Source organism: Bradyrhizobium sp. 134 (assembly GCF_023074155.1).
GTDB lineage: Bacteria > Pseudomonadota > Alphaproteobacteria > Rhizobiales > Xanthobacteraceae > Bradyrhizobium.
Window position 1 is genome coordinate 152,466 of sequence record NZ_JADPKX010000069.1, and the last position, 25,019, is coordinate 177,484.

Annotated in this window: 23 protein-coding genes; 16 read left to right on the top strand and 7 right to left on the bottom strand. The window is 63.8% G+C overall.

What is annotated here, in order from left to right:
- The first annotated feature begins 14 nt into the window (after positions 1–14).
- The 6 genes from mtnK to IVA75_RS25920 all read left to right on the top strand — a co-directional run bounded on the left by mtnK (position 15) and on the right by IVA75_RS25920 (position 6,840).
- Positions 15–1,295 (top strand): S-methyl-5-thioribose kinase, encoded by a 1,281-nt coding sequence (gene mtnK / locus IVA75_RS25895; RefSeq protein WP_247289482.1) that lies wholly within the window; start codon positions 15–17, stop codon positions 1,293–1,295.
- A 131-nt stretch (positions 1,296–1,426) separates the two neighbouring features.
- Positions 1,427–3,016: an ABC transporter substrate-binding protein gene (locus tag IVA75_RS25900; protein WP_247289484.1), complete on the top strand. Its 1,590-nt coding sequence runs from the start codon at positions 1,427–1,429 to the stop codon at positions 3,014–3,016.
- A gap of 60 nt (positions 3,017–3,076) precedes the next feature.
- Positions 3,077–4,000, top strand: a complete 924-nt coding sequence (locus IVA75_RS25905; protein WP_247289997.1) for an ABC transporter permease — start codon at positions 3,077–3,079, stop codon at positions 3,998–4,000.
- Positions 3,997–4,818: an ABC transporter permease gene (locus IVA75_RS25910; protein ID WP_007603580.1), complete on the top strand. Its 822-nt coding sequence runs from the start codon at positions 3,997–3,999 to the stop codon at positions 4,816–4,818. Before IVA75_RS25905 ends, IVA75_RS25910 begins: the two co-directional genes overlap by 4 nt.
- A complete protein-coding gene (locus tag IVA75_RS25915; protein WP_247289485.1) occupies positions 4,815–5,795 on the top strand; it encodes an ABC transporter ATP-binding protein in 981 nt (326 codons plus the stop codon). The genes IVA75_RS25910 and IVA75_RS25915 overlap by 4 nt, the downstream gene beginning before the upstream one ends.
- Positions 5,788–6,840: an oligopeptide/dipeptide ABC transporter ATP-binding protein gene (locus IVA75_RS25920; protein ID WP_247289487.1), complete on the top strand. Its 1,053-nt coding sequence runs from the start codon at positions 5,788–5,790 to the stop codon at positions 6,838–6,840. The genes IVA75_RS25915 and IVA75_RS25920 overlap by 8 nt, the downstream gene beginning before the upstream one ends.
- 15 nt (positions 6,841–6,855) lie before the next feature.
- On the opposite strand, the gene IVA75_RS25925 is transcribed toward IVA75_RS25920, so the two are convergent.
- Together IVA75_RS25925 and IVA75_RS25930 are read right to left on the bottom strand one after the other, a co-directional pair.
- Positions 6,856–7,983: a serine hydrolase gene (locus tag IVA75_RS25925; RefSeq protein ID WP_247289489.1), complete on the bottom strand. Its 1,128-nt coding sequence runs from the start codon at positions 7,981–7,983 to the stop codon at positions 6,856–6,858.
- Positions 7,984–8,033: 50 nt separating this feature from the next.
- The gene (locus IVA75_RS25930) at positions 8,034–8,669 is read right to left on the bottom strand and encodes a LysR family transcriptional regulator (RefSeq protein WP_247289491.1); all 636 of its coding nucleotides are present in this window, start codon (positions 8,667–8,669) and stop codon (positions 8,034–8,036) included.
- Between the two features lie 128 nt (positions 8,670–8,797).
- Between IVA75_RS25930 and IVA75_RS25935 the strand changes: the two genes are divergently transcribed.
- Together IVA75_RS25935 and IVA75_RS25940 are read left to right on the top strand one after the other, a co-directional pair.
- A complete protein-coding gene (locus IVA75_RS25935; protein WP_247289492.1) occupies positions 8,798–9,190 on the top strand; it encodes a RidA family protein in 393 nt (130 codons plus the stop codon).
- A 42-nt stretch (positions 9,191–9,232) separates the two neighbouring features.
- Positions 9,233–9,937, top strand: coding sequence for an L-2-amino-thiazoline-4-carboxylic acid hydrolase (locus IVA75_RS25940; RefSeq protein ID WP_247289494.1), 705 nt, complete (start codon positions 9,233–9,235; stop codon positions 9,935–9,937).
- Between the two features lie 308 nt (positions 9,938–10,245).
- On the opposite strand, the gene IVA75_RS25945 is transcribed toward IVA75_RS25940, so the two are convergent.
- The 4 genes from IVA75_RS25945 to IVA75_RS25960 form a co-directional block, all read right to left on the bottom strand.
- Positions 10,246–11,274: an ABC transporter permease gene (locus IVA75_RS25945; protein WP_247289496.1), complete on the bottom strand. Its 1,029-nt coding sequence runs from the start codon at positions 11,272–11,274 to the stop codon at positions 10,246–10,248.
- Between the two features lie 12 nt (positions 11,275–11,286).
- Complete coding sequence (locus IVA75_RS25950; RefSeq protein ID WP_247289498.1) at positions 11,287–12,789, bottom strand: sugar ABC transporter ATP-binding protein; 1,503 nt, start codon at positions 12,787–12,789, stop codon at positions 11,287–11,289.
- 6 nt (positions 12,790–12,795) lie between these two features.
- Positions 12,796–13,818, bottom strand: a complete 1,023-nt coding sequence (locus IVA75_RS25955) for a sugar ABC transporter substrate-binding protein (protein ID WP_247289500.1) — start codon at positions 13,816–13,818, stop codon at positions 12,796–12,798.
- A 140-nt stretch (positions 13,819–13,958) separates the two neighbouring features.
- On the bottom strand, positions 13,959–14,363 hold the full coding sequence (locus tag IVA75_RS25960) for a globin (RefSeq protein WP_247289502.1): 405 nt from the start codon (positions 14,361–14,363) through the stop codon (positions 13,959–13,961).
- Positions 14,364–14,837: 474 nt separating this feature from the next.
- On the opposite strand from IVA75_RS25960, the gene IVA75_RS25965 reads away from it, so the two are divergent.
- The 8 genes from IVA75_RS25965 to IVA75_RS26000 all read left to right on the top strand — a co-directional run bounded on the left by IVA75_RS25965 (position 14,838) and on the right by IVA75_RS26000 (position 23,829).
- Positions 14,838–15,212 carry a DUF2946 family protein gene (locus tag IVA75_RS25965; RefSeq protein ID WP_247289504.1) on the top strand — a complete coding sequence of 125 codons (375 nt, stop codon included), beginning with the start codon at positions 14,838–14,840 and terminating at the stop codon, positions 15,210–15,212.
- Positions 15,213–15,296: 84 nt separating this feature from the next.
- Positions 15,297–17,504, top strand: coding sequence for a TonB-dependent receptor (locus IVA75_RS25970; protein WP_247289506.1), 2,208 nt, complete (start codon positions 15,297–15,299; stop codon positions 17,502–17,504).
- Between the two features lie 140 nt (positions 17,505–17,644).
- Complete coding sequence (locus IVA75_RS25975; protein WP_247289508.1) at positions 17,645–18,163, top strand: copper chaperone PCu(A)C; 519 nt, start codon at positions 17,645–17,647, stop codon at positions 18,161–18,163.
- Positions 18,164–18,195: 32 nt separating this feature from the next.
- Positions 18,196–18,714, top strand: coding sequence for a YcnI family protein (locus IVA75_RS25980; RefSeq protein WP_247289510.1), 519 nt, complete (start codon positions 18,196–18,198; stop codon positions 18,712–18,714).
- On the top strand, positions 18,714–20,276 hold the full coding sequence (locus tag IVA75_RS25985) for a CopD family protein (protein WP_247289511.1): 1,563 nt from the start codon (positions 18,714–18,716) through the stop codon (positions 20,274–20,276). Before IVA75_RS25980 ends, IVA75_RS25985 begins: the two co-directional genes overlap by 1 nt.
- Before the next feature lie 153 nt (positions 20,277–20,429).
- The gene (gene proS / locus IVA75_RS25990; protein WP_247289514.1) at positions 20,430–21,749 is read left to right on the top strand and encodes a proline--tRNA ligase; all 1,320 of its coding nucleotides are present in this window, start codon (positions 20,430–20,432) and stop codon (positions 21,747–21,749) included.
- Positions 21,750–21,839: 90 nt separating this feature from the next.
- A complete protein-coding gene (locus IVA75_RS25995) occupies positions 21,840–23,120 on the top strand; it encodes a lipoprotein-releasing ABC transporter permease subunit (protein ID WP_007603606.1) in 1,281 nt (426 codons plus the stop codon).
- Between the two features lie 7 nt (positions 23,121–23,127).
- Entirely contained in the window at positions 23,128–23,829 is a 702-nt protein-coding gene (locus IVA75_RS26000; protein ID WP_247289516.1) for an ABC transporter ATP-binding protein, read from the top strand.
- 84 nt (positions 23,830–23,913) lie between these two features.
- Here the strand turns inward: IVA75_RS26000 and IVA75_RS26005 are convergent, their stop codons facing one another.
- Entirely contained in the window at positions 23,914–24,993 is a 1,080-nt protein-coding gene (locus tag IVA75_RS26005) for a zinc-binding alcohol dehydrogenase family protein (RefSeq protein ID WP_247289518.1), read from the bottom strand.
- Positions 24,994–25,019: the final 26 nt, after the last annotated feature.

Genomic DNA, 25,019 nt, shown 5'->3' on the forward strand with positions numbered 1-25,019 from the left:
GGGATGGGATCGTCATGGCGCAGGGGCAGGGGGACTACCGGATTCTGCATGAGGCGGCCTTGCGGGATTATCTCGCAGGCGTTCCGGATATCGCTGCGACCCTCGGTGGCGAGCCGGCCTCCTGGTCGATCACCGAAGTCGGCGACGGCAATCTCAATCTCGTCTTCATCGTCAAGGGCGGCCGCGGCGGCGTCGCCGTCAAGCAGGCGCTGCCCTATGTCCGCCTGGTCGGCGAGAGCTGGCCGCTGCCGCTGTCCCGGGCTCATTACGAATATCTCGCTTTGTCGCGGCAGGCCGAGCTCGCGCCCGGCCTCGTGCCGGCGCTGCTGCATCACAACGAGGCCCTGGCGCTGACGGTGATGGAGCTGCTCGAACCCCACATCATCATGCGCAAGGGGATGGTTGCGGGCTCGCAATATCCGCGCTTTGTCGATGACATCACCACCTTCATGGCGCAGACCTTGTTCTTCACCTCCGACCTCGCGCTGTCGGCGGCCGAGAAGAAGCAAGGCATCGCCGCCTTCGCCGGCAATCATGCGCTGTGCAAGATCACCGAGGATCTGATCTTCACCGATCCCTACCGGATCGCCGAGCAAAACCGCTGGACCGCGCCATATCTCGATGTGCTCGCCGCAGAGCTGCGCGAGGACATGGATCTGCATGTCGCGATCTCCCGGCTGAAGCTGAAGTTCATGGCGAGCCCCGAGGCGCTGCTCCACGGCGACCTTCACACCGGCTCGATCATGGTCACGGACGGCGAGACGCGGGTGATCGACCCCGAATTCGCATTCTACGGCCCGATGGGTTTCGATGTCGGCGCCGTGCTGGCCAACCTCCTGATGGCCTATTTTGCCTCCGCCGGCCACGAACGCTCCCCGGGCGAACGGCGTGCGTTCGAAGTCTGGGTGCTGGAGACGGTCGAGCAGGTCTGGAACGCGTTCGCGCGCAAGTTCCTCGAGCTCTGGCGCGCTGGCGCCGCAGGCGATGCCTATCCCGCCTCGCTCTTCGCCGGCGAGACAGGCGCGGCACGGCTGGAGGCCGAGCGGCAGGCCTACATGCAGCGGCTGTTCGCGGATACGGTCGGTTTCGCCGCGGCAAAAACCATCCGCCGCATCTTCGGCCTCGCCCACAATATCGATTTCGAGCTGATCGATGATCCGCGCCGGCGCGCCACCAGCGAAGCACGCGCGGTGCGGCTGGCGCGCGCGCTGATGCTGGAGGCGGGGGCGTTTCCGGCCATCGCGGACGTTACTTCTGCAGCGCGAAAATTGCGCGACTGGCAGCCGGAGTTCTAGCGGGCGTCTTCGCAAATCGGCGGGGCCCGCGCGACGCTCGCATACGTCAACCCCTTCAAGGCGCTTGCGCTCGACCCGCCGTGGATGGTCAACTCTCGGACCAGAGCACGGCTTGCGTTGTCGGAGGGACCATGATGTTCAGGATAGTGGCGATCGTCGCGGGTCTGGGGCTGGCACTGGCGGCCTCGGCGGAGGCCCAGACGCCGCGCAAGGGCGGAACCGTCCGCATGACCGCGCCTTATGGGTCGAGCTTCACAAGCTTGGACATTCACACCACGCAGCGCGCCCAGGACGAGATCTACGCCAAGGCCCTGCACCGGTCGCTCTACATCTGGAATTCCACGGAAGGCAAGCCGGTGCTGGAGCTTGCCAAGGAGGACGTCGTCTCGGGCGGAGGTCTCGTCCACACCTTCAAGCTGCGCGACGACGCCTATTTCCACAACGGCCGCAAGATGACGGCCGACGACGTCATCTGGACCTACAACCGCATCATGGACGGCACCAAGGCATATCCCGGCGCGCGCTATGTCCGCGTGATCGAGGGCGCGGCGGCGGTCGAGAAGGGCCAGGCCAAGGAGATCTCCGGCCTGAAGAAGATCGACGAGTTTACCATCGAGATGAAGCTGACCGAGAAAGTCGATCCGGGCTTCTACTTCTGGAACGCGATCACGTCGATCTATCCCGCCGACGAAGCCGCCAAGGAGAGCTTTCTCCAGAAGCCGATCGGTCTTGGACCCTTCAAATTCGTCGAGCACGTGCCGGGATCGCGCATCGTTCTGGAGCGATGGGACCGGTTCTACAAGCCCGGCAAGCCCTACGCCGACAAGATCATCGTGTCGGTCATGGGCGAGGCCGCGGCCCGCGATGTCGCTTTCCGCAACAAGGAGATCGACACCTCCGTGCTGGGACCGGCGCAATATGTCGCCTATCAGAACGACGCCGACCTCAAGGGCACCGTCGTCGAAGTCGCCGAGGTCTTCACCCGCTACATGGGGATGAATCCCGCATTCAAGCCATTTGCCGACAAGCGTGTCCGGCAGGCGATCAACTATGCGATCGACACCGATTTGATCATCAACAAGCTGGTCAAGGGCAAGGCCTATCGCGCGACCAGCTGGCTGCCGCTGACCTCTCCCGTCTACGACAAGGCCATGAAGCCCTACGCCTTCGATCCCGCCAAGGCCAAGCAGCTGCTCGCCGAGGCCGGCTATCCCTCGGGCTTCGAATTCGAATGGACCACCAGCCAGAACGAGAGCTGGGGCCTGCCGATCGTCTCGGCCGTGATCCCGATGCTGGACCGGGTGGGCATCAAGGCCAAGGTCAAGCAGGTCGAAACAGCGGTGCTGGCGGAGGTGGTCCGCAGCGGCGACTATCAGGCCTTTGTCTATTCCCAAGCGACCGGACCCGATCCCCAGGCCGCCCTCAAATGCTTCCACTCATCGACGCCGCAGTCGGCCTGCAACTACATGAACTTCAAGAATGCCGAGTTCGACAAGCTGATCGACGAGGCCGGGCAGTCCGATGACGCTGCAAAGCGTACCCAGCTGCTGCAAAAGGCCAATGCTGTTCTCTACGAAGAGGCGCCGGTCTGGTTCTTCAACTACAACAAGGCGGTCATGGCGGTGCAGCCGTGGCTCAAGGGGGTTCAGCTGAACGCAACCGAGCTGACCCATCAGAACGTCGAAGACCTCTGGGTCGGCGAGACCTCGCCCGCGAAGTGACACACGCTCTCGCGCTCCCTCCGTCGCCATGAACGACGGAGGGGGAGAGGAAAAGTGCCGATGCTCTCGTTCCTGTTCCGCCGCTTGCTGCAGACCATTCCGACCGTGCTCGCCGTGGTGGCTCTGGTGTTCGTGCTGTTCAGCGTCGTTCCCGGCAGCATCGTCTCGTCCATGAGCGACGATGCCGATCCGCAGGTCGAGCTGCGCATGAAGAAGCAGCTCGGCCTCGACGATCCCGTCTATGTCCGTTTCGGCGCCTACATGGCCAAGCTTGCGACCGGCGATTTCGGAACCTCGTTCCGGACGCGGGAGCCTGTGACATTCATGATCGCCAAACGGATATGGCCGACGCTCCAGCTCATCTTCACCGCCATGGCGTTTTCCGTCGTGATCGGTGTTCCCCTGGGTTTCATCGCCGCGCTGAAGCCGGGAGGCATCGTCGACACGCTGGCCATGGTCGTGGCGGTGTCAGGCCTTTCGATCGCCAAATTCTGGCTCGGACTGGTGCTGATGTATCTGTTTGCGTTGAAGCTCGGCTGGCTGCCGAGTTTCGGCTATGGCGATGGCGGACTGAAGTACCTGATCCTTCCGGCCGTGACACTCGGCGTCTCGCCGATGGCGCTGTTCGCCCGGACCACACGCGCCGCGGTCCTCGAGATCATGACCGCGGATTTCGTCCGCACCGCGCGCTCCAAGGGCATGAGCGAGACGCGGGTCGTGAAGTGGCATGTGATGCGCAACGCGCTCGTCATCATTCTCACCACCGTCGGCCTCCAGTTCGGCGCGCTGATGGGGCAGGCGGTCGTGGTCGAGAAACTGTACTCCTGGCCGGGCATCGGCTCGCTGCTGGTCGACAGTGTCCTGCAGCGCGACATTCCGGCCGTCCAGGGCTCCATTCTTGTCGTGGTGCTGTCCTTTCTCGCGATCAATCTGCTGATCGACGTGCTCTATGGGGTGATCGATCCTAGGATCCGATACGCATGAAGCTGCGCGCCAATCTCATCATCGGTGGCGCGCTGTTCGCGCTCGCAATCCTGGTCGGTCTGCTCGCGCCCTGGCTGGCGCATACCGATCCCGTCCTGGATGCCAATCTGCTCAACGCGGAGGAGCCTCCGAGCTGGACCTGGTGGTTCGGCACCGACGATCAGGGCCGCGACATCTATTCCCGCGTCGTCTATGGCGCGCGCGTTTCGCTGACGGTCGGCATCGTCTCGCAGCTCATCAACAGCGTCATCGGCGTGGCGCTGGGCCTGAGCGCCGGCTATTGGGGCGGCTGGTGGGATGATGTCGTCAACGGCCTGACCAATCTCATGCTCGCGATCCCATCCCTGATCTTCGCGCTGGCCATCATGGCGGTGCTCGGTCCCGGCCTCACCAGCCTGCTGATCGCACTCGGTTTGACCAACTGGTCCTTCACGTGCCGGATCGCGCGGGCCTCCGCGCTGTCGCTGAGGAGCCAGGGCTATGTGCAGGCCGCGACCGTGCTCGGCTACGGCGATCTGCGCATCATGATCACGCAGCTGCTGCCCAACATGCTAGGGCCAATCGTCGTCATCGGCACGCTCGGCATGGGCAGCGCGGTCTTGTCAGAAGCCGCATTGTCGTTTCTCGGCCTCGGCGTCCGGCCGCCGTTTCCGAGCTGGGGCAGCATGCTGTCGGATGCCCGCGACCAGATCACGACGGCACCGTGGCTCTCGGTGTTTCCCGGCCTTGCCATTTTCCTGACGGTGCTCGGGCTCAATCTGCTCGGCGACGGCCTGCGCGACATCCTCGATCCACAATCGCGGAGCCGGCGCACATGACCGGCGCGCCGCTGATCGAAGTCGAGGATCTGCGGATCGATCTCGACGATGGATCGCGACGCGTTGCGGCGGCCGAGGGTATTTCATTCCGCATCGATCGCGGCGAAACGTTCGGCCTGGTCGGCGAATCCGGTTGCGGCAAGAGCATCACGGCGCTCGCCTTGATCGGCCTGTTGCGGCAGCCGCTGTCGATCGGCGGGGGCGTCATCCGGTTTGAGGGGCAGGAGATCCAGCACCTTTCAGCCGGAAAGCAACGGGAGCTGCGCGGAAATCGCATCGCCATGATCTTCCAGGAGCCGATGACGGCGCTGAACCCGGTCTCGCCGGTGGGTCGGCAGATCGCCGAGATGTTCGTGCTGCACAAGGGCAAGAGCTGGCGGGAAGCCGACAGGCTGGCGGTCGAGGCGCTGGCGAGCGTCCGCGTTCCCGCGCCGGAGCGGCGCGTGAAGGATTACCCGCACCAGCTGTCCGGCGGTATGCGCCAGCGCGTGATGATCGCCATCGCGCTCGCCTGCGGTCCGGATCTCCTGATCGCCGACGAACCGACAACGGCCCTCGACGTCACCGTGCAAGCCGAAATCATCGAGCTGATGCGGAATTTATGCGCCGAGCGGGGAACCGCGATCCTGATGATCAGCCACGATCTCGGGCTGGTCGCCAATGTCTGTCGCCGCGTGGCCGTGATGTATGCCGGCCGCATTGTCGAGGAGCGCGGCTCGGCTGATATTTTCCGGGCACCCTCGCACCCCTATACGCGAGGCCTGGTCGCCTCGCTGCCGCGGCTCGGCAGTCGCGCCGCGCTTGGCCGCACACGGCTGACGGAGATCGCAGGTGTGGTCCCGGCCATCACGAATTTCCCCGACGGCTGCCGGTTCAATCCGCGTTGCGCTCAGGCGACCGATATTTGCCGGACAGTCGCGCCGGGAGCGGATTTTCTGGAGGCCGGCGGTCTGGTCAGGTGTCATCACCATGCATGAGCCGCAAGACAGGTTGGATGAGACACGGCCGGACGACGATGTCATTCTCAGCGTGAGGGATCTCGCGGTCCATTTTCCGCTCGGAGGCGGCCTGCTGGGGCGGGGCCGGCGGCTGCTCCGTGCCGTCGACGGGGTCGATCTCACCCTGAAGCGCGGCGAATGCCTCGGCCTCGTCGGCGAGTCCGGCTCCGGCAAGTCGACGGTCGCATTGTCGATCCTTGGCCTGGTGACCCCGACGCGCGGCCGCATCGTGCTGGACGGACAGGACGTGACCAACCGGCCATCCGGCGATCGGAAGGCGCTGGCCCGCATCGTGCAGATCGTGTTTCAGGATCCCTATGCCTCGCTCAATCCGCGCCAGACCGTTCGCCGCACGCTGGAAGATCCCCTGCGCGTGCATGGCGTCACGGCCAAGAGCGAGATCGAGGACCGCGTCGCGAAGATGCTGCGGCATGTGGGCCTGCGGCCTGAGCAGGCCGACCGCTACCCGCATGAATTCTCGGGCGGCCAGCGCCAGCGCATCGGCATTGCCCGCGCCCTGATCCTCAATCCCAGGATCGTCATCTGCGACGAGCCCGTCTCGGCGCTCGACGTCTCGATCCGCGCCCAGATCATCAACCTGCTGCTGGAATTGAAGGAAACCCTCGGTCTCTCCTACATCATGATCAGCCACGATCTCGGCGTCGTCGAACACATGAGCGACAAGGTCGCCGTGATGTATCTCGGCCGCATCGTCGAGAACGGCCACTGGCGCGAGATCTTCGAGCGGCCGGCGCACCCCTATACGCAAGCCCTGATCGCCGCCATCCCCGATCCCTTGCGTCATGCACCGCTGGCGACGACAGGCGGCGACCTTCCCAACCCGCTCAATCCGCCGAACGGATGCGCCTTCAGCCCTCGCTGCCGGTATGCGGAAGCTGTGTGTCGGAGCGAGCCGGAGCCGGCGCTGGAAACGCGAACTGATGGGCATGCGGTGCGATGCTGGCGGGCGGAGGAGATTGCGGGGCAGGCGGCGTTGGCCTTGCCTGAGGGCCAGCCGCTCTAGGGTGGAAGGCGAGGTTCACTTCAGTCCAGCCAACACAACGTCACGAACCACCCGGATGGGCGGCATCCATTGCCTCTCATCGGCGTAATTTCCGCAGGTTATGGCCACCACGATATCGAGGTCGGGCATCGCGAACAACCGCTGACCACCGTAACCGAAGCCGCCGATCCAATGCGTGATGGGCCGGTTCGGCGGATGGCCGTACTGGAAGTTGCCGCTGTACCAAAAGTAGCCGTATTGACGCTGCTCGTCGCACGGGACGTAGGGCTGGAACGCTTTCGCGAGCCATTCCGACGAAACGATCTGGCGTCCATCCCACTGGCCACGGTTGAGGACCAATTGCCCAACGCGCGCAAGGTCGCGCGGCGTCATGCGCAGGCCGGATGCGGGTGCGGGTTGGCCGTTGAATCCTTTGGACCATTCGGTCGGACCAACCCCGATGGGATCGAACAGTCGTGTGCGCGCAAAGTCGGGTAGCGACTGGCCGACGCCTTTTACCAGCAAATTGCCGATAAGCTCGGTTCCAGCCGCGCCATAGATCCAGCGCGCTCCGGGATCGGAAATGAACGGTCGGCTGAAGACGTAGCGCAAACGATCGGGCGAGCTCTCCATCTGGATTTCGCTGTTATTGGGATCCTGGTAGGGAATGTCCTCGTTCCAATCGAACCCCAGGGTCATGGTGAGCGCGTGCGCGACGGTCAGACGCTTGAGGCGGGCATCGGTTGCGACATCGGCATAGTCGGGAAATTGCGCGATCAGCGGTTGATCCGGCGCAGGCACCTTTCCGAGATCGAGGGCGATGCCGTAAAGCAGGCCGAGAACGCTCTTCGTGACGGAGCGCAGGTCGTGCAGGGTGTCGGGACCGAAGGCGACGCGGCCGAGAGAAGCGCCCCAGGCTTCGTCCTCGCCGGCGAAATAGCGTTCGAGCACGATCTTGCCCGCTCGCGTGACGAAGACACCATGCAGACCCCAAGCACGATTTTCGGCAATCAGTTTGTCGAGCCGCGCATCGAGATCCGGCACAAAGCCTGCCTCGGATGGCGTCATCGATTGCCAGTCGAACGGAGCCGAGGTAAGCGGACCTGCGCTCATGAGAAGCGCCCCCCCACCCATAAGCAGGGCCCGGCGACCAATTGCGGTCATGCGAATGTCTCCGATATGAGAAGTCTGCGCCCTCAGCGTGAGCCAAACGCTCACCGGATGCGCCATCCGCTGACACCTACCAGACGAGGGCGACGATTTGCGAGCGCCTTCTCGACCGGCAGCGCCCGCAGCCACGCGCGAAAACTGACGATCTCGGGGCAATCCGCGGTGCCTTCAGGCGCAACCAGCCAGTCACCGAGACCCGATCCCTCATCGAGCCGGTCGCAGCGATAGCCCGGATGGTGGCCCAGACCTCGGGCGATCAGCAGGTCGACCTTGCCCTCGAGCAATTCCTGCAGGCCGGCCGGATGCAGCACCCGCAAGCCGATCTCCGCATGCGTGCTGCGAAACGCCGCCAGATCGAGGCGGCGGAGGTCGAAGCTGCCATGGACGCCCAATTGCAGCAGCACCGCACCTGCCGGTCTCAAGTGCGAGGTCGCCTCCGCGATGTGGCGAAAGCCTTCGGAGACCCCGGGCAGATAGGCCTGACCGGCCGCGGTGAGGATGAGCTGCTTGTGCAGCCGCTCGAACGGCTGCACGCCGAGGCGCGCCTCCAGCGCTTTCACCTGCTGCCCCACGGCGGCGGGGGGCACGTGCAGCTCGTATGCGGCCAGCTTGAAACTGAGATGCCGGGCGGCGGCCTCGAAGGCGCGGAGCGCGTTGAGTGGGGGAAGGGCGTAGGTCATCGGGCTCCATTTTGACACCGATGGGCTGCGGCCTTGCAATAGATTTTCTTGCGTTGAACCGCAGCAATGATGCTTTGCGAAGCGGTGATGGCGCCGGCTACGGTCAGCCCGCAATCCGGAGAAACCCCATGCCGCCAGCTCACATCGTCAGCCACAATCCCGCAACGGTCCACCCGCCCGCCGGCGGCTACAGCATGGGGCTTGAACTGACGCAGCATCGCCGCCTGTTGTTCATCAGCGGCCAGGTGCCTGAGACGACCGACGGCGCCGTCCCTGACGGTTTTGAGGCGCAGTGCGAGCAGGCCTGGCGCAACGTGATCGAGGTGCTCGCCGCCGCCGGCCTCGGCATCGCGCATCTGGTCAAGGTCAACACGTTCCTGACCGACCGCAATCAACTCGTGACCAACCGCTCCATTCGTCGCGCGATGCTGGGCGAACATCAGCCCGCGCTGACGGTCGTGATCGTCGAGACCGTCGACAGCAAATGGCTGCTGGAGATCGAGGCGATCGCCGCCGAATGAAACCCGCCGACATTGCAATGAACCAATCATATCAGGTGTCCCATGGCTAAGATCATTCATCCGTTTTACGAGGCGCATCGCGGTGCAATGGAGGCCGCCATGCGCGATCGGCTCGACCTGGCCGAAGCGATGTTGCGCGAGCGCGCGCAGCTTTCCGGGATCGACGGGATCAGGCAGGAAGTGATGGACGAATTCGACATCGTGCTCACCCAGATGCCCTATGTCGGCGGCGCGGCGAGCCGCATGAGCGATTTCTTCATGCGTCTCATGGGCTTCACGGCGATCAGCCGGGTGTTGCGACGCCACGGCGTCCCAGTGCCTGTGATCGGCGAGATCGAGCGGGAAACCTACAAGGCGCAATTGCTCACCGTGTCGGAAGCGGATCGTCTCGCCTCGGGTCGTCAGTTCATGTCGCCGGAGAACCTGGCCTTGCTGCGCGAGCAGGCGGCAAGAAGCGCGACCGAAAGCCATCAGACCGAGTTTCCGGAAGATTTCGTCTACGATTTCGTCGAGCCTGATACGGGTGACAGTTTTGAATTCGGCATCAACTACAAGGCTTGCGGCTTCTGCAAGCTGGCGGCGCGCCATGGCGACAAGGACATCCTGCCGAATATTTGCGGGCTCGATTTCGTCGCCTACGCAGCGCGAGGCATCCACCTGGAGAGGACGCAGACGCTCGCGGGCGGTGCGAGCCACTGCAATTTCCGGTTCTCGCGGCTTGCGCCGGATGAGAAGGCGGAGAGCTAGGCGGCGGTCTCATGCTCCGCGATCGAGGTGATCTTGGGATTGCCTCTGTTGCCCACCGTCATTGCGAGCGCAGCGAAGCAATCCAGAATCTTTCCGCGGCGGCAGTCTGGATTGCTTCGCTGCGCTCGCAATGACGAGGGGAGGCACCGGAGCAAGCGCCATCGTGACATCCTGCTCCTGTTTTGCCCGACGAGTCAAACCGTCGCTGCGGTCGCATCATCGCATTTCGGATTTTATAACTCGTTGAATTCCCTCACAGTATCTACTGTGCATGGGGTTGTTTTCGCGCTTTTTGTTTTGAGGGGTGGCTATTCCACCGCTTTCTCCCTCAGCCGCTGCGCATAGACGTTGATGACCAGCGCCGCCAGCAGGATCAGGCCGCGGATCAGGATTTTCAGGAAGCTGTCGATGTTGACGTGGTCAAGGCCGTTATTGAGGACACCGAGGACGAAGAGCCCGACGATGGTGTTGCCGATGCCGCCGCGACCGCCGAACAGGCTGGTGCCGCCGACCACGACGGCGGCGATGGAGTCGAGCAGATAGGTATCGAACTCGTTCTGCTGCGCGCTGCCGAAATGCGCCACACCGAGCATGCCGCCGATACCGGAGCACACCGCCGAGATCACCATGACTGCGCCGAGGATGAGCTTGACGTTGAGGCCGGAATATTCGGCCGCCTCGCGGTTGCCGCCGACCATGTAGACGTAGCGGCCAAAGCGCGTGTAGGTCAGCAACAGATGTCCCAAGAGCAGCATGATCGCGGCGACGATGACGATCCATGGGATGCCGCCGATCGATCCGGAGCCGAGCGTGGTGATCACGCCGGGCACCTTGTAGGCGATCTGGCCGCGCACCAGCAGCGCCGAGATTCCGGCCGCGATCTGCATCATCGCCAAGGTCATGATGAAGGAAGGGATGCCGATCACGGTCAGTCCCAGTGCATTGACGAGACCGAGGAACGCGCAGAGCAAAATGGCCAGCAGGATCGCCGCCGCGCCGGGCAGGGGAATGTTGGGAATGTTGACGTAGGATTCCTGGAGCGTGAAGTAGGCGACCGCGATGCCGGTGACGTTGGCGATGCTGGCAATCGAGAGGTCGATCTCCGCGCAGAGGATCACGAAGGTGAGGCCGACGGCGATGATTCCCGTGACCGAGACCTGGGTCAGGATGTTGCCGAGATTGTCCAGCGTCGCGAAGGAGGGACTGGCCAGCGCAAAGAAGCCGGACAGAAAGATCAGCGTCAGGAACGGGGCGATGTTGCGCATCTGCGAGCGCAGGAACGGCGCAAGCCCTCGCGCCCGCTGCCCCGCCGCCAAAGCCGTGTCACTGCTCGCCATGGTGCTTCTCCGTCACGCCGCTTCCAGCAGGCGGTCCTTGCTGACCGGCTCGTTCTTGAATTCACGCACCAATGCGCCGCGCTTGAGCACGAGGATGCGGTCGGCCAGCGACAGCACCGTTTCCGGCTCGGTCGAGAGCACGATGATCGCGAGCCCTTTGGCGCGGAGATCGCGGACGATATTGATGACGTCGTTCTTGGCACCGACATCCATGCCGCGGGTCGGTTCGCACAGCACCAGGAGTTTGGGCGGATAGGTCAGCCATTTCGCCAGCGCGACCTTCTGCTGATTGCCGCCGGAGAGCATGCCGAGATCGAGCCCGACCACCGGCGGCCTGATCTGGAGCTGCTCGACCTGGCGCTTTGCGATGTCGCGCTCCTGCGCCGGCTTGAGCAGCAACGCCGAGATGCGATCGAGAATGCTGATCGAGATGTTCTTATAGACCGGCTCCTGGTGAAACAGCATCGCGCGTCGGCTCTCCGGCACCAGCGCCACGCCGGCGCGCCGCGCCGCTGCCGTGCTGGCAAACGTCTTGGGCTTGCCATCGACCGCGAGCGTGCCGCCGTCCGGCTTCAGCTTGCCGAACAAGATGCGCGACAGTTCCTGCTGGCCGCACCCCATGAACCCGTAGATGCCGAGCACTTCGCCGGCGCGCGCCTCGAAGGAGATGTCCTTCAGGCTGCGGGCCAGCGACAGCTGGTCGACCTTCAGGACCACCGAGCTGTCGCTCGCCCGCGGCAGCATCAGATCGTCGCTGTAGCTGTGCTCGAGCGCTTCGCCGCCGCGGCCGATCATGGCCTCGATCAGCGCGCCCTTGCTGGTCGCAGCACTTGCCGTCTCCGCGACCTTCCGTCCGTTGCGGAACACGGTCACGGTGTCGGACACCCGAAGAATGTCCTCGATGAAATGCGAGATGAAGACGATCGCCGTGCCTTCCTCACGCAGCCGGCGCAGCGTCGCGAACAATCGCTCGACCTCGGGCGGGGAGAGGGCAGAGGTCGGCTCGTCCAGGATGACGATGCGCGCGCCGGAGAACAGCACGCGCGCGATCTCGATCAGCTGCTGCAGCCCGATCGGGAGATCGCCGAGCCTGCTCATCGGATCGACGTCGATGCCGAAGCGGGCGAGCTGCTCGCCGGCCTCACGCGCCATCCGCCGCCATTGCACCAGGCCGAGGCGGTTGGTCGGCTGGTTGCCCAGAAACACGTTCTCCGCGACCGTGAGGTCGGGCGCGACCGAGAGCTCCTGGTGCACCATGGCGATGCCGGCGCTGTGGGCGTCGCGGGCCGACCGGAAATGCATCTCCTGTCCGTCGATCAGGAAGCGGCCGGAGAATTCGGTGTGCACGCCGGCGATGATCTTCATCAGCGTGCTTTTTCCCGCGCCGTTCTCGCCGACGAGACCATGGATCTCGCCGGGTGAGAGCGCGAAGTCGACACCACGAAGCGCCTCGACGCCGCCGAAGCTCTTCGTGATGCCCTGCAGTTCCAGGATAGGCGAACGATCCTCTCGCATGGAGGCTCAGATCAGGAAGTGATCCTGCATCCACTGCATCCCGGCGGCGTTGGCCTTGGTCACCACAGGACCGTCGGTGACGACGTTCTTGGGAATGCCCTGTCCGCTCTTTTCGCCGCCGACCACGGCGGAAACGCCCGCGATGACGGCGCCGCCATGAATCCGGCAGGACGGATTGCGAACGGTGGCGAACATGCGGCCTTCGCTGACGGCCTGGATCGCCGGCGGCATCGCGTCCACGCCGCCGATCAGGATGTTGGTGCGGCCCCGCGCCTTCATGATGTTGGCGGCGGCCAGGGCCATGTCGTCATTGTGGAAGAACGCCGCGTCGATCTGCGGATACTTGGTCAGGTAGGTTTCCCAGAGACGCGCGGTCTTCGACACATCCCAGTCGGCCGGCTGGGTGTCGAGCACCTCGACCCCGGGGAATTGCTTCACGACATTGTTGAAGCCCTTGGCGCGGCCCTGCGCGCCGGTGTGGCCGAGGGCTCCTTGCGTCATGATGATCTTGCCCTTGCCGCCCATGGCGTTGCACAGCGCCTGCGTCACTGAGGCGCCCATGAACTCGTTGTCGGGGGCGAGGAAGGAGTGGACGTTGATCTGGTCCAGCGGCGCGATCAGCGTGTCCATGTCGATCACGGGCGTGCCGGCGTCGATCATCTTCTGCACCGGCTGGGTGAGGGTGCCGATGCCAAAGGCCTGGATTGCGACGAAGTCCCATTTCTGCGAGGCCATGTTGTCGATCGCCGCGCGCTGCTTCACCGCATCGAGCTGGCCGTCGAACCAGGTGACTTCGACATTGAACAGCTTGCCCCAGAATTCCGCGGCCTGCTTGCCCTGCGCGCACCAGGTGGCCTGGAGGCCTGCGTTGGAGAACGCCGCCTTCAGCGGCTTCTCGCTTCGTCCGACTTCGGCTGCAAGGGCGGGGTTAATGCCCATGCTGCCGAGGATGGCAGTCGCGGCGCCGGCGGTTGCTGCCGCCTGAAGAAGATCGCGCCTCGTCGTCGAGAAATCTTTCGTCCCGGACATCGCTCGCTCCCATACAATTTTATCTCGGCGCGTCATTGATTGCGCGACCGATGTCCGAAAGTGTCTCACAAGAGTTGGTGCCACTCAATCCGCAATCAACGGCGGGTCGCCGCGAGCCCGTGTTGGTGCAGCGCAAAGCGTCAGGCCGGGACACCCGCGAACGCGTCGATCTCGATGAGCAGTCGGTCCCAGGCCTGCGCGATGTCCTCCGACCATTCATCGCGGAGAAGATCGCGTAGCGTATCCCTGATGACGGCGAAGAAGGCGATGAACAGCTCGCGCGGCGTGCCGTAGCCATCGTGCGAGGCGACCTCGCACGCGATCAACCGGAATTGCCCGCGGCGATCACCGGCGAAGTCGAGAATCGCCTCGATCGTGAGAGCCAGCATCGATCCCATCACGAGTTCGCTGCCTTGCGTGCGGAACATCGCCCGTGTTTCGGGATGCTGTTCGAACAGCCGCTGATAGACGTGTGGCGTGAGATCGGTGCAGCGCGAGGCTGCAAGTTCAAAGCTCTGTTCGATCGGATTGGGAGAAGCATTCATCGGTGCTTTAGCCCCGCAGACAAAAAAAGAGCGGGGCCCTAGCCCCGCTCGAAAATTGTGTCGACCCTATTATCCCCGATTCTAAGATTTGATCTTGATTGGCGGGGCGACGCTGCATTTTGCGCGTCAGGGGCTCCTCCCGAGACTTGGACCACCAGACTTCGACCTCGCGGCCAGCCTGAGCAAGAGGATGCTAGATCAACTTTTCTCACTTGTCATCATTTTCGGCAACGAATGTTCAAAATTCGAGCAATTGACGAAATGATCGGGCGTTTGGCTCTGTAAGCATATGACAAATATAGGAAATCCGTGGATGGGGCCGGGTGCTCGACTGCCTCAAATGCCGGAGGTTCCCTCCTGCGGGCGGCCGGACCACAGTTTTCCGGGAAATTTGCGCTGGATTAAGGAGGCGGCGGAACCGGGCTCGACTTGGCCATCCGCCGGTGTTTAGTAGACGAACGAATGGTTCGGCGGATGCGCGCACGGCTGCAAAAATTCCTACCTCTGGTCCTGCTCGCCCTGGTGATGCAGGTGCTGGCGCCGATTGCCGCCTGTCTGGCGGCCGGCCAAGCCGTGGCCGATCCGTTGTCCGCCGCCGTCATCTGCCACAGCGCAGGCGAGCAAGGCGGCCTGAACGATCCGGCGGGTACGCCGGTCGCACATGCCGGTGCATGCGCCCTCTGTTGCCTGGCGCAGGTGGGCGCGTCGCTCGATTCGCCGCCGCACGCCGCGCTTTCCGTTCCCTTCCGCCACGCCGAGCGCGTGGTGTGGCACGCGGCGGAGGCATCCGCCGGCGCAGCCCATAAAGGCACAAACGCGCAGGCGCGCGCACCGCCTCAATTTTCCTGACGACTCTCGTGATCGCCGCGGTCCGCCGCAGGCGATTGATGCTGTCGAATGGCCGGAGAGAACGCCCGGCGTCAGGAATGCCCCATGTTACGTTGTCATGCCCGCCGTGGTGTGAGCGTCGTTGCCATTCAGGCCGCGCTGCTTGCATCGTCGAGCGGCGCCTTTGCCCAAAGCAGCAGCGCAGTGTTGCCGCCAATCACCGTCGAGGCGCCTCAGCAGAAGCGCGCGTCGGCGGTCCGACCGCCACGCAATACGGCGCGATCGGCGCGCGTCACGCGAAGCCCGCGAACGACCCCATCGCCGCAGCAAACCGCGAGCGAACAGAGTGCCGGGGCTCCGGGTGCCCTGACGGTTCTGACGGCGCAACAAGCGCTGGCGGAGATTAACCAGACTCCGGGCGGCGTGGCGCTCGTGTCGGCCGAGGCGTACAGGAACTCGACGCCGTCCAACACGATCAAGGATGTTCTGGATTACGTGCCCGGCGTGTACGCCCAGCCCAAATGGGGCGACGACACCCGCCTTTCGATTCGCGGGTCCGGCCTGTCGCGCAATTTTCATCTGCGCGGTGTGCAGCTCTATATGGACGGCATTCCGATCAACACTGCGGATGGCTATGGCGATTTCCAGGAGATCGATCCGAGCGCCTACAAATATGTCGAAGTCTTCAAGGGCGGCAACGCGCTTCAGTTCGGCGCCAATTCGCTGGGAGGCGCGATCAACTTCGTGACCCCGACCGGCCGCGACTCGTTTCCGAATGGTGTGTCCTTCGATGTCGGAGGATTTGGCTACAAACGACTCCAGGCGAACGCAGGCGGCGTCAACGGGCCGTGGGACGGGTTCGTGACCGCTTCCACGCAGGCCGCAGACGGATTTCGCGATCACAGCTTCGGCTCGAGCAACCGCTTGAGCGGTAATGTGGGCTATCAGTTCTCCCCGGATGTCGAGACACGGTTCTACCTCAATGCCAACGAAGTGCGGCAGCGAATTCCGGGTACCGTGACCAAAACGTCCGCTTTGACCGATCCGGAAGCTGCTGCACCGGCGAATGTTGCGATGGATCAGCAGCGCAACATCGATACTGTCAGGCTCGCCAACAAAACCACCGTTCGTTTCGATGACACCAAAGTCGAATTCGGCGCCTTTGGCGTCGATCGCCATTTGATGCATCCGATTTTCCAGTGGCTGGACTACCGGTACAAGGACTACGGCGGATTCGCGAAGATCACGGATGACCGCACCATTGGCGGCTTCCGCAACAAGTTGGTCGCAGGCGTAAATGTGCTGAACGGCAGCATCGACAACCAGCAGTTCGCCAACATTGGCGGGCAGAAGGGTGCACTGCTTTCTTCCTCGATCGATCGGTCGGAGAATACCTCCGCCTATGTCGAAGACAGCTTCTACGTCCTTCCAAATCTTGCAGTGATCGGCGGCACGCAGTTTCTGTACGCGACCCGCAATCGGCAGGATCGTTTCCTCAGCGACGGGGATCAATCGGGGGCAACGCGCTTTAATCTCTGGTCGCCGAAAGGCGGTCTGTTGTGGCAAATCGATCCGGCCTGGCAAGCCTTCGCCAATGTCTCGCGGAGTGCCGAGGTGCCGAGCTTTGGCGAAAGCGCGATCGGTCTCGGCATTCCGACGATCCCGTTCACCAGCATCCGCCCGCAGATTGCCACCACGTACGAAATCGGGACTCGCATGAAGCGATCTGATTATGCCTGGGAACTGACGGCCTACCGGGCCAACATTCGCGACGAATTGCAATGCCTCTATAGTACTTTCGGCAATTGCAATGTGACCAACGCCGACCGCACCATCCATGAAGGCATCGAGGCCGGCGCGGGCGCAGCAATCTTTCGTGACATCTTCGTCAACGGCCCGGCTCCGGACAAGATCTGGCTGAATCTGGCTTATTCCTTCAACGACTTCCGCTTCGACAAAGATCCGACCTTCGGAAACAATCGATTGCCGGGAGCTCCAAATCACTACCTGCGCGCGGAGCTTCTCTACAAGCACCCTACCGGGTTCTATGTTGGACCCAACGTCGAATGGGTGCCACAGGCCTACTTCGTCGACAGCATGAACACGCTGACGTCAGAGCCTTACGCCCTGTTGGGATTGAAAGCCGGCTTCGACAATGGTGGCCCGATGTCTGCCTACATCGAGGGGCGCAATCTCACCAACAAGACCTACATAGCCAGCGCGAGCATCATCGATCGAGCGACGGCGACGTCAGCATTGTTTGAGCCGGGCACGGGACGGGCAGTGTATGCTGGAATGAGGTATCGATGGTGACGTGCAAATGGCGCTTGGGTCTATATTCGGCTCCGCGGCAGGCCGGCATTCCGAATGCCGATGCGGGTGGCGGCGGAAGATCGTCGCGGAAGAATGCAGGGCCATTCTCGGCCCGATCAATCGTGAAAGAGGCAATCAACATGAAGACTATCGGACGAACTCTCCTTGCAATTTCACTGTTGCTGACCGCCTGTGCCGTCGCGCAGGCCGAGGACATCAAGGCCGGCGATCTCGTCATCTCGCAGGCGTGGAGCCGGGCGACACCAGGCGGAGCCAAGGTGGCCGGCGGCTATCTGACCATCGAGAACAAGGGCCCAGTGGCAGACAAGCTGGTCAGCGTTTCCGCCGATATCGCGGGGAAGGCTGAGGTCCACGAGATGGCGATGGACAATGGCGTGATGAAGATGCGCCTGCTCGACAAGGGGCTCGTGATCGATCCCGGCAAGACGGTGAAGTTCGCCCCCGGCGGCTACCACCTGATGCTTCAGGAGCTGAAGGGCCCCTTCAAGCAGGGCGACAAGGTGCCGGTGACGCTTCAGTTCGAGAAGGCCGGCAAGGTCGCCGTCTCTCTCGACGTCCAGGGGGTCGGCGCGCAGGCGCCCGGCGAGGGCGGGCACATGATGAAGAAAATGCCTGATCATTCGGGAATGAAGATGTGACGCGCGTGATCTGGACCTTCGGGAGACCCAATATGTCGAAGCGAACCTGGCTGATCTTTCTGGGCGTATTTGCGGCAACGCCGGCAACTGCGCACGTCTTCCTCGAAGGCAAGCAGGCGACAGTGGGGGGATCGTACAAAGCCGTTTTCGCCGTCCCGCACGGTTGCGCGGGCTCGCCCACGGTGAAAATCCGGGTGCAGATTCCGGAAGGCGTCATCGCGGTAAAGCCGATGCCGAAGGCGGGCTGGAGTGTTGACGTGGTCGAGGGCAAATACGCCAGCGAATACGACTATCACGGCAACAAGCTCTCGTCCGGCGTCAAGGAGGTGACTTGGTCTGGCGGCAAGCTGCCGGACAAGAACTATGACGAGTTCGTCATGCACACGGCCCTGACCGACACGCTCAAGCCGAACACGATCCTGTACTTCCCCGTCGTCCAGGAATGCGAGACCGGCGTCAGTCGCTGGATCGAGATCCCCGCGGAGGGCGCAGGGCATTCGCATGAGAGCAAATCGCCGGCTCCGGGCGTGAAACTCCTGCCGAAACCCTGATGCGCCTGCTTGCCGCGCTCGCGACGCTGCTCCTCGTTGTCGGCTTCGCGACCGGCGCCTCGGCGCACGCGGCGCTGGTCGCGGTCGAGCCGGCGAGCGGCAGCATGCTCGCGAGCGCGCCGAAGATGGTGGAGTTGCGCTTCAACGAGACGGTGACGCCGGGCGCGATCCGGCTGATCGACGGCGCGGGCACGGCGCGGGATGACGTGCGCGTCGACGCATCGGGCGCGACCATCTCGGTCGCGATGCCGGCGGACCTGCCGCAAGGCACGGCCGTCGTCAGCTATCGCGTGATCTCGCAGGACGGCCATCCCGTCGCTGGATCGGTGATCTTCTCGATCGGCACGCCGACGGGAACGCAACCTCCCGCAAACGCCGATGGCGGATTGAACGTGCTGATCTGGCTGGCGCGGGTCGGTCTCTATCTTGGCCTGTTCGTCGGCGTCGGCGGCGTTTTCTTTGCACGCTGGGTTGCGTGGTCGATGACCGGCATAACCATCCCGTGCGTGGCGCTCGCCATCGGCGTCCCGAGCGCGGTGGTGTCCCTTGGTGTGCTGGGGCTGGATCTCCTCGGCCTACCGCTATCCGCTCTCGCGACGATGGCTCCCTGGAAAGTCGCATCCGGGACCAGCGCGGGCCCGGCCTTGCTCGTGGCCGTCGCTGCAATGCTGTTCGCATTGCTGGCGCTAGGCAGCGCGTGGTGCGCGCGCGCTCTGGCGATCATTGCCTTCGTCGGCGTCGGCTTGTCGCTGGCCATGACCGGGCACGCTGCTACGGCACCGCCCGAACTGTTGACGCGGCCGGCAATCTTTCTCCATGGCCTCGGTGTCGCCTTTTGGATTGGGGCCCTCGCGCCGCTGGGCGCCCTGTTGTCAAAGCGACCCGTCGCGACATTGCCCGTCGTGAACCGCTTTTCTCGCATCGCGGCGCCGGCCGTTGGCGTTCTCGCATTGACCGGCCTCGCGCTCGCCATCGTCCAGCTCGAAAAGCCGTCTGCATTGGTCGAGACCCGCTATGGATTGATCCTCTCGATCAAGCTTGCACTGGTCCTCGTGCTGCTGGCGCTTGCCGCGCTCAACCGCTTCCGCCTGACTCCAGCTCTGGCGGGGGATCACAAGGCCGCGCCGGCACTGAAGTGCTCGATCGTACTCGAATGCGCGATCGCGCTAGGCATCTTCGCCGTCGTGGCCGGTTGGCGCTTCACGCCGCCGCCGCGAACGATCGCTCCGGAGACGCCGCTGGCGATCCACATCCACACCGACAGGGCGATGTTTCAGGTCCTGGTCTCGCCGGGCAAGGCGGGTATCGACGATTTCGTCCTGCAGCTCATGACCGGCGAGGGGGCGGTTCTCGAGGCCAAGGAGGTGACGCTGACGCTGAGCCTGCCCGAACGCGGCATTGAGCCGATGGAGCGGAACGCCTTGCTGGGGCCGGACCGCTACTGGCACGTGCGCAAGGTCGAGCTGCCCTTTGCCGGCCGTTGGCATGTGCGGATCGACGCGCTCGTGACCGATTTCGAGAAGATCACGCTGGAGGACGAACTTGAGGTGGCGGCGCCCTGAACCCGGCTCTTCGGCACCTCGCGTCGAACCTGAAGTCGACGGAAAAATGACAGGAATTCCGCTGTGTTAGCGGGTTTTCCTCATTCCCGGTCTTGTGTTTTGGCTCCCAATCCGGTTTCACTGCAAGCCATCACTGATTCCTCGAGTATTGCCATGCGGTTGTCGCGGTTCTTTCTGCCCATCCTGAAGGAAAATCCGAAAGAGGCGGAGATCGTCTCGCATCGGCTGATGCTGCGTGCCGGCATGATCCGGCAGGAGGCCGCCGGCATCTATGCCTGGCTGCCGCTCGGCTTCCGCGTCCTGAAGAAGATCGAGCAGATCGTGCGCGAGGAGCAGGACCGCTCCGGTGCGCTGGAACTGTTGATGCCGACGCTCCAGCTTGCCGACCTCTGGCGCGAGAGCGGCCGCTACGATGCCTATGGCCCCGAGATGCTGCGCATCGCCGACCGGCACAAGCGCGAGCTGCTGTACGGTCCGACCAACGAGGAAATGATCACCGAGATCTTCCGCGCCTATGTGAAGTCCTACAAGAGCCTGCCGCTGAATCTCTATCATATTCAATGGAAATTCCGCGACGAGCAGCGCCCGCGCTTCGGCGTGATGCGCGGCCGCGAGTTCCTGATGAAGGACGCCTATTCGTTCGACCTCAACGAGGCCGCGGCGCGCGTCGCCTACAACAAGATGTTCGTGGCGTATTTGCGCACCTTCGCGCGGATGGGGCTGAAGGCGATCCCGATGCGCGCCGAGACCGGCCCGATCGGCGGCGATCTCAGCCACGAGTTCATCGTGCTCGCCGAGACCGGCGAATCCGGCGTTTTCATCAATCGCGACGTGCTGGATCTGCCGGTGCCGGGCGAGGACGTCGATTATGAGAGCGATTTGACGCCGATCATCAAGCAATGGACCTCGGTCTATGCGGCGACGGAAGACGTTCACGACGCCGCGCGCTTCGAGCAGGAAGTGCCCGCGGATAAGCGGGTGAACACCCGCGGTATCGAGGTCGGGCAGATTTTCTATTTCGGCACGAAGTATTCCGACGCGATGAAGGCGCTGGTGGCGGGCCCCGACGGTGTCGACGTGCCGATCCACGGCGGCTCCTACGGCGTCGGCGTCTCCCGCCTGCTCGGCGCCATCATCGAGGCCTGCCATGACGATGCCGGCATCAAATGGCCGGAGGCCGTTGCCCCGTTCCGCGTGTCGATTCTCAACCTCAAGCAGGGCGATGCCGCGGTCGACGCGGCCTGCGAGAAGCTCTATGCGGAGCTGTCCGCCAAGGGCGTCGACGTGCTCTACGACGACACCGACCAGCGGGCCGGAGCCAAATTCGCCGCCGCCGACCTGATCGGCATCCCCTGGCAGATCATGATTGGGCCGAAGGGGCTCGCCGACGGCAAGGTCGAGCTCAAGCGGCGAAGTGACGGCGCCCGCGAGACCATGTCGCCTGAGGACGCGGTCGCAAGACTTGTGGGCTGATAAGGCTGGTCGGCTGAATATTGTTCATCGCCCGAGATCGCGGCCGCCAATCCGGCCACATTTGACCCCGAATCATGGGACTATCGAGCGATGGATGAGACCATGACCGAAACCGTTCAAACCGCGCCTTTTGCGCCATTCGAGTGGATGCTGTCGGCGCGTTACTTACGGGCGCGCCGCAAGGAGGGATTCATCTCGGTCATCGCCGGGTTCTCCTTCCTCGGTATCATGCTGGGCGTGGCGACGCTGATCATCGTCATGGCCGTCATGAACGGCTTCCGCAAGGAGCTGCTCGACAAGATACTCGGGCTCAACGGCCACATCCTGGTCCAGCCGCTGGAATCGCCGCTCACGGACTGGAAGGACGTCGCCGACCGCCTCAGCCAGGTCCAGGGCATCCGGCTCGCAGCGCCCGTGGTGGATGGCCAGGCGCTGGCCTCATCGCCGTGGAACGCCTCCGGCGTCCTGGTGCGCGGCATCCGCTCCGACGACCTCAACAACCTCACGTCGATCGCCAAGAACATCAAGCAGGGCTCGCTCGAGGGCTTTGACGACGGGCAGGGGGTCGCGATCGGCCGGCGCCTCGCTGACCAGCTGTCGCTGCACGCCGGCGACAGCATCACGCTGGTGGCGCCGAAGGGCGCGGTCACCCCGATGGGCACGACACCGCGCATAAAACCGTACAAGATCGCCGCGGTGTTCGAGATCGGCATGTCCGAGTATGATCTCGGCTTCGTGTTCATGCCGCTCGCGGAGGCGCAGGCCTATTTCAACCGCAGTAACGACGTCACCTCGATCGAGGTCTTCACCACCAATCCGGATCAGATCGTCGCGTTCCGTCAGGCCGTGACGGAGGCGGCGGGGCGGCCGGTGTTCCTGGTCGACTGGCGCCAGCGCAACTCGACCTTCTTCAACGCGCTGCAGGTCGAGCGCAACGTGATGTTCCTGATCCTCACCATGATCGTGCTGGTCGCGGCGCTCAATATCGTTTCCGGCCTGATCATGCTGGTGAAGGACAAGGGCAGCGACATCGCAATCCTGCGCACGATGGGGGCCTCGCAAGGCTCGATCATGCGCATCTTCCTGATCACGGGCGCCTCGATCGGCGTGGTGGGTACGATGGTCGGCTTCATCGTCGGGCTGGTGATCTGCCTCAACATCGAGTCGATCCGGCAATTCCTGTCCTGGCTGACCAGCACCGAGCTGTTTTCGCCAGAGCTGTATTTCCTGTCGAAGCTGCCCGCCGAGATCGACATCGGCGAGACCTCGGCCGTCGTCATCATGGCGCTGACGCTGTCGTTCCTGGCGACGCTGTATCCGTCCTGGCGCGCCGCGCGCCTCGATCCCGTCGAAGCGCTGCGGTACGAGTGAGGGGCTGATGGAGCAGCAGGGGGCGGAAGATGTACCGGTCATTTATCTCCACGAGATAAAGCGGCAGTACTTGCAGGGCGAGGTGCCGCTGACGATTCTCGACGGCGCCAAGCTCGCGCTGTGGGCGGGCCAGTCCGTCGCGCTGGTGGCGCCGTCCGGCTCGGGCAAGTCGACGCTGCTGCACATTGCGGGTCTGTTGGAAGCGCCCGATTCCGGCGAGGTCTACGTCAATGGCGCGCCGACCTCGCAACTGCCGGACATCGAGCGCACCCAGCTTCGCCGCACCGATATCGGCTTCGTCTACCAGTCGCACCGGCTGCTGCCGGAGTTCTCGGCGCTGGAGAACGTCATGCTGCCGCAGATGATCCGCGGCCTCAAGAAATCCGAGAGCATCAAGCGCGCCAAGGAGATCCTTGGCTATCTCGGCCTCGGCGAGCGCATCACGCACCGTCCGTCCGAGCTGTCGGGCGGCGAGCAGCAGCGCGTCGCGATCGCGCGCGCGGTGGCCAATGCTCCGCGGGTGCTGTTTGCGGACGAGCCGACCGGCAATCTCGATCCGCACACCGCGGACCACGTTTTCCAGGCCCTGATGCAGCTCGTGAAGGCGACCAAGGTCTCCATGCTGATCGCGACCCACAACATGGAGCTCGCCGGCCGCATGGACCGCCGCGTGTCGCTGTCGAACGGCCAGGTGATCGAGCTCGAATAAAAACCGCGAAAACAACCCCATGCACAGTAGCCAAGTGCTTGGCCGGGCTGACGAAAAAAATGGGCGGCCGCACGCCCGGGGCGCTCAAGGCCGGATCACCGTCAACTTGAACGGCCCGCCATTGGCGGCGGCATGGGCTACCGCCTCGTTGGCGTGGTCGAGGTCGAACGCGGTAGCTTCGTACTCCTCCAGCCTGAGCAGTCCCGCGCGCACCAGCGTGATCAGGCGGCCTGCCGCATCCGGCGGATACATCCAGACGCCGTGGATGCTGATGCAGTTGCGCATGATCCAGGGGTAAGGCAGCTCGAGGCCAGTGCCGCCGGCCATGCCGACGCCGCCCATCAGCACGACGCGGCCGTAGGCGCGCACCGTCATGATCGCCGCGCGCACGACATTCGTGCTCACCGAGGGCGGCATGATGTCGAGCACGCAGTCGATCGGTCCGGGCGCCGTTCGCTTCATGCGCTCACGGTCGTCGTCTTCGTTGCCGGTGAGTTTGACCGGCTTCACGCGGTCACCAAAACGCCGGACGAGGTCGGCCAAAATTTCGTCGTTGCGGCCGGGTGCGACCACACAGGCCGCGCCCATCGCGAGCGCGACCGAGACGGCGGCGCTGCCGAAATTGCCGGTGGCGCCGCTCACCAGCACGGTCTCGCCGGGCTGAAGGTTGGCGGCGAGAAAGCCGCCATAGGGCACCAGCAGCGTCCCCAGCGCGCACCATCGCGTGGCGTCCTCCGGCGTGATCGTGCCGAGCCGCTTGACGTTCTCCGTCGGCACCCGCATCTGCTCGGCAAACGAGCCGTGGCGAAAATGCTGTTGCAGGCGCATGCCTCCCGCACCGGCGGCCGTGAGGCCTTGCAGGGCGATGTCGGGCGAAACGACATCATCGCGCGAACGCACCGTCGGGTCGCAGAACACCCAGTCGCCGACGCTGAGCTTCGTCGCGTCCGGGCCGATGGCGCGCACCCGGCCGATGCCGCCAGGTCCCGGGATGATCGGCAGCTCGAGCGCATAGTTCCGCTCGCCGCTGAAGACCTCGTTCATGTAGGACAGCACCCGCGTTGCGATGACGTCCACGATGACCTCGCCGGTCCCGAGCACCGGTTCGGGTGCATTCTCGATGACGAGCGGAGATCCCAGGGATTTGAGTACGGCGGCTTTCATGGGTCACCTCATATTCGGGTGATGCC

Excerpts from the sequence above, each read along its gene's own strand:
- mtnK (WP_247289482.1), top strand. The coding sequence starts at position 15 with ATGGCGCAGGGGCAGGGGGACTACCGGATTCTGCATGAGGCGGCCTTG.
- IVA75_RS25900 (WP_247289484.1), top strand. The coding sequence starts at position 1,427 with ATGATGTTCAGGATAGTGGCGATCGTCGCGGGTCTGGGGCTGGCACTG.
- IVA75_RS25905 (WP_247289997.1), top strand. The coding sequence starts at position 3,077 with ATGCTCTCGTTCCTGTTCCGCCGCTTGCTGCAGACCATTCCGACCGTG.
- IVA75_RS25910 (WP_007603580.1), top strand. The coding sequence starts at position 3,997 with ATGAAGCTGCGCGCCAATCTCATCATCGGTGGCGCGCTGTTCGCGCTC.
- IVA75_RS25915 (WP_247289485.1), top strand. The coding sequence starts at position 4,815 with ATGACCGGCGCGCCGCTGATCGAAGTCGAGGATCTGCGGATCGATCTC.
- IVA75_RS25920 (WP_247289487.1), top strand. The coding sequence starts at position 5,788 with ATGCATGAGCCGCAAGACAGGTTGGATGAGACACGGCCGGACGACGAT.
- IVA75_RS25925 (WP_247289489.1), bottom strand. The coding sequence starts at position 7,983 with ATGACCGCAATTGGTCGCCGGGCCCTGCTTATGGGTGGGGGGGCGCTT.
- IVA75_RS25930 (WP_247289491.1), bottom strand. The coding sequence starts at position 8,669 with ATGACCTACGCCCTTCCCCCACTCAACGCGCTCCGCGCCTTCGAGGCC.
- IVA75_RS25935 (WP_247289492.1), top strand. The coding sequence starts at position 8,798 with ATGCCGCCAGCTCACATCGTCAGCCACAATCCCGCAACGGTCCACCCG.
- IVA75_RS25940 (WP_247289494.1), top strand. The coding sequence starts at position 9,233 with ATGGCTAAGATCATTCATCCGTTTTACGAGGCGCATCGCGGTGCAATG.
- IVA75_RS25945 (WP_247289496.1), bottom strand. The coding sequence starts at position 11,274 with ATGGCGAGCAGTGACACGGCTTTGGCGGCGGGGCAGCGGGCGCGAGGG.
- IVA75_RS25950 (WP_247289498.1), bottom strand. The coding sequence starts at position 12,789 with ATGCGAGAGGATCGTTCGCCTATCCTGGAACTGCAGGGCATCACGAAG.
- IVA75_RS25955 (WP_247289500.1), bottom strand. The coding sequence starts at position 13,818 with ATGTCCGGGACGAAAGATTTCTCGACGACGAGGCGCGATCTTCTTCAG.
- IVA75_RS25960 (WP_247289502.1), bottom strand. The coding sequence starts at position 14,363 with ATGAATGCTTCTCCCAATCCGATCGAACAGAGCTTTGAACTTGCAGCC.
- IVA75_RS25965 (WP_247289504.1), top strand. The coding sequence starts at position 14,838 with ATGCGCGCACGGCTGCAAAAATTCCTACCTCTGGTCCTGCTCGCCCTG.
- IVA75_RS25970 (WP_247289506.1), top strand. The coding sequence starts at position 15,297 with ATGTTACGTTGTCATGCCCGCCGTGGTGTGAGCGTCGTTGCCATTCAG.
- IVA75_RS25975 (WP_247289508.1), top strand. The coding sequence starts at position 17,645 with ATGAAGACTATCGGACGAACTCTCCTTGCAATTTCACTGTTGCTGACC.
- IVA75_RS25980 (WP_247289510.1), top strand. The coding sequence starts at position 18,196 with ATGTCGAAGCGAACCTGGCTGATCTTTCTGGGCGTATTTGCGGCAACG.
- IVA75_RS25985 (WP_247289511.1), top strand. The coding sequence starts at position 18,714 with ATGCGCCTGCTTGCCGCGCTCGCGACGCTGCTCCTCGTTGTCGGCTTC.
- proS (WP_247289514.1), top strand. The coding sequence starts at position 20,430 with ATGCGGTTGTCGCGGTTCTTTCTGCCCATCCTGAAGGAAAATCCGAAA.
- IVA75_RS25995 (WP_007603606.1), top strand. The coding sequence starts at position 21,840 with ATGGATGAGACCATGACCGAAACCGTTCAAACCGCGCCTTTTGCGCCA.
- IVA75_RS26000 (WP_247289516.1), top strand. The coding sequence starts at position 23,128 with ATGGAGCAGCAGGGGGCGGAAGATGTACCGGTCATTTATCTCCACGAG.
- IVA75_RS26005 (WP_247289518.1), bottom strand. The coding sequence starts at position 24,993 with ATGAAAGCCGCCGTACTCAAATCCCTGGGATCTCCGCTCGTCATCGAG.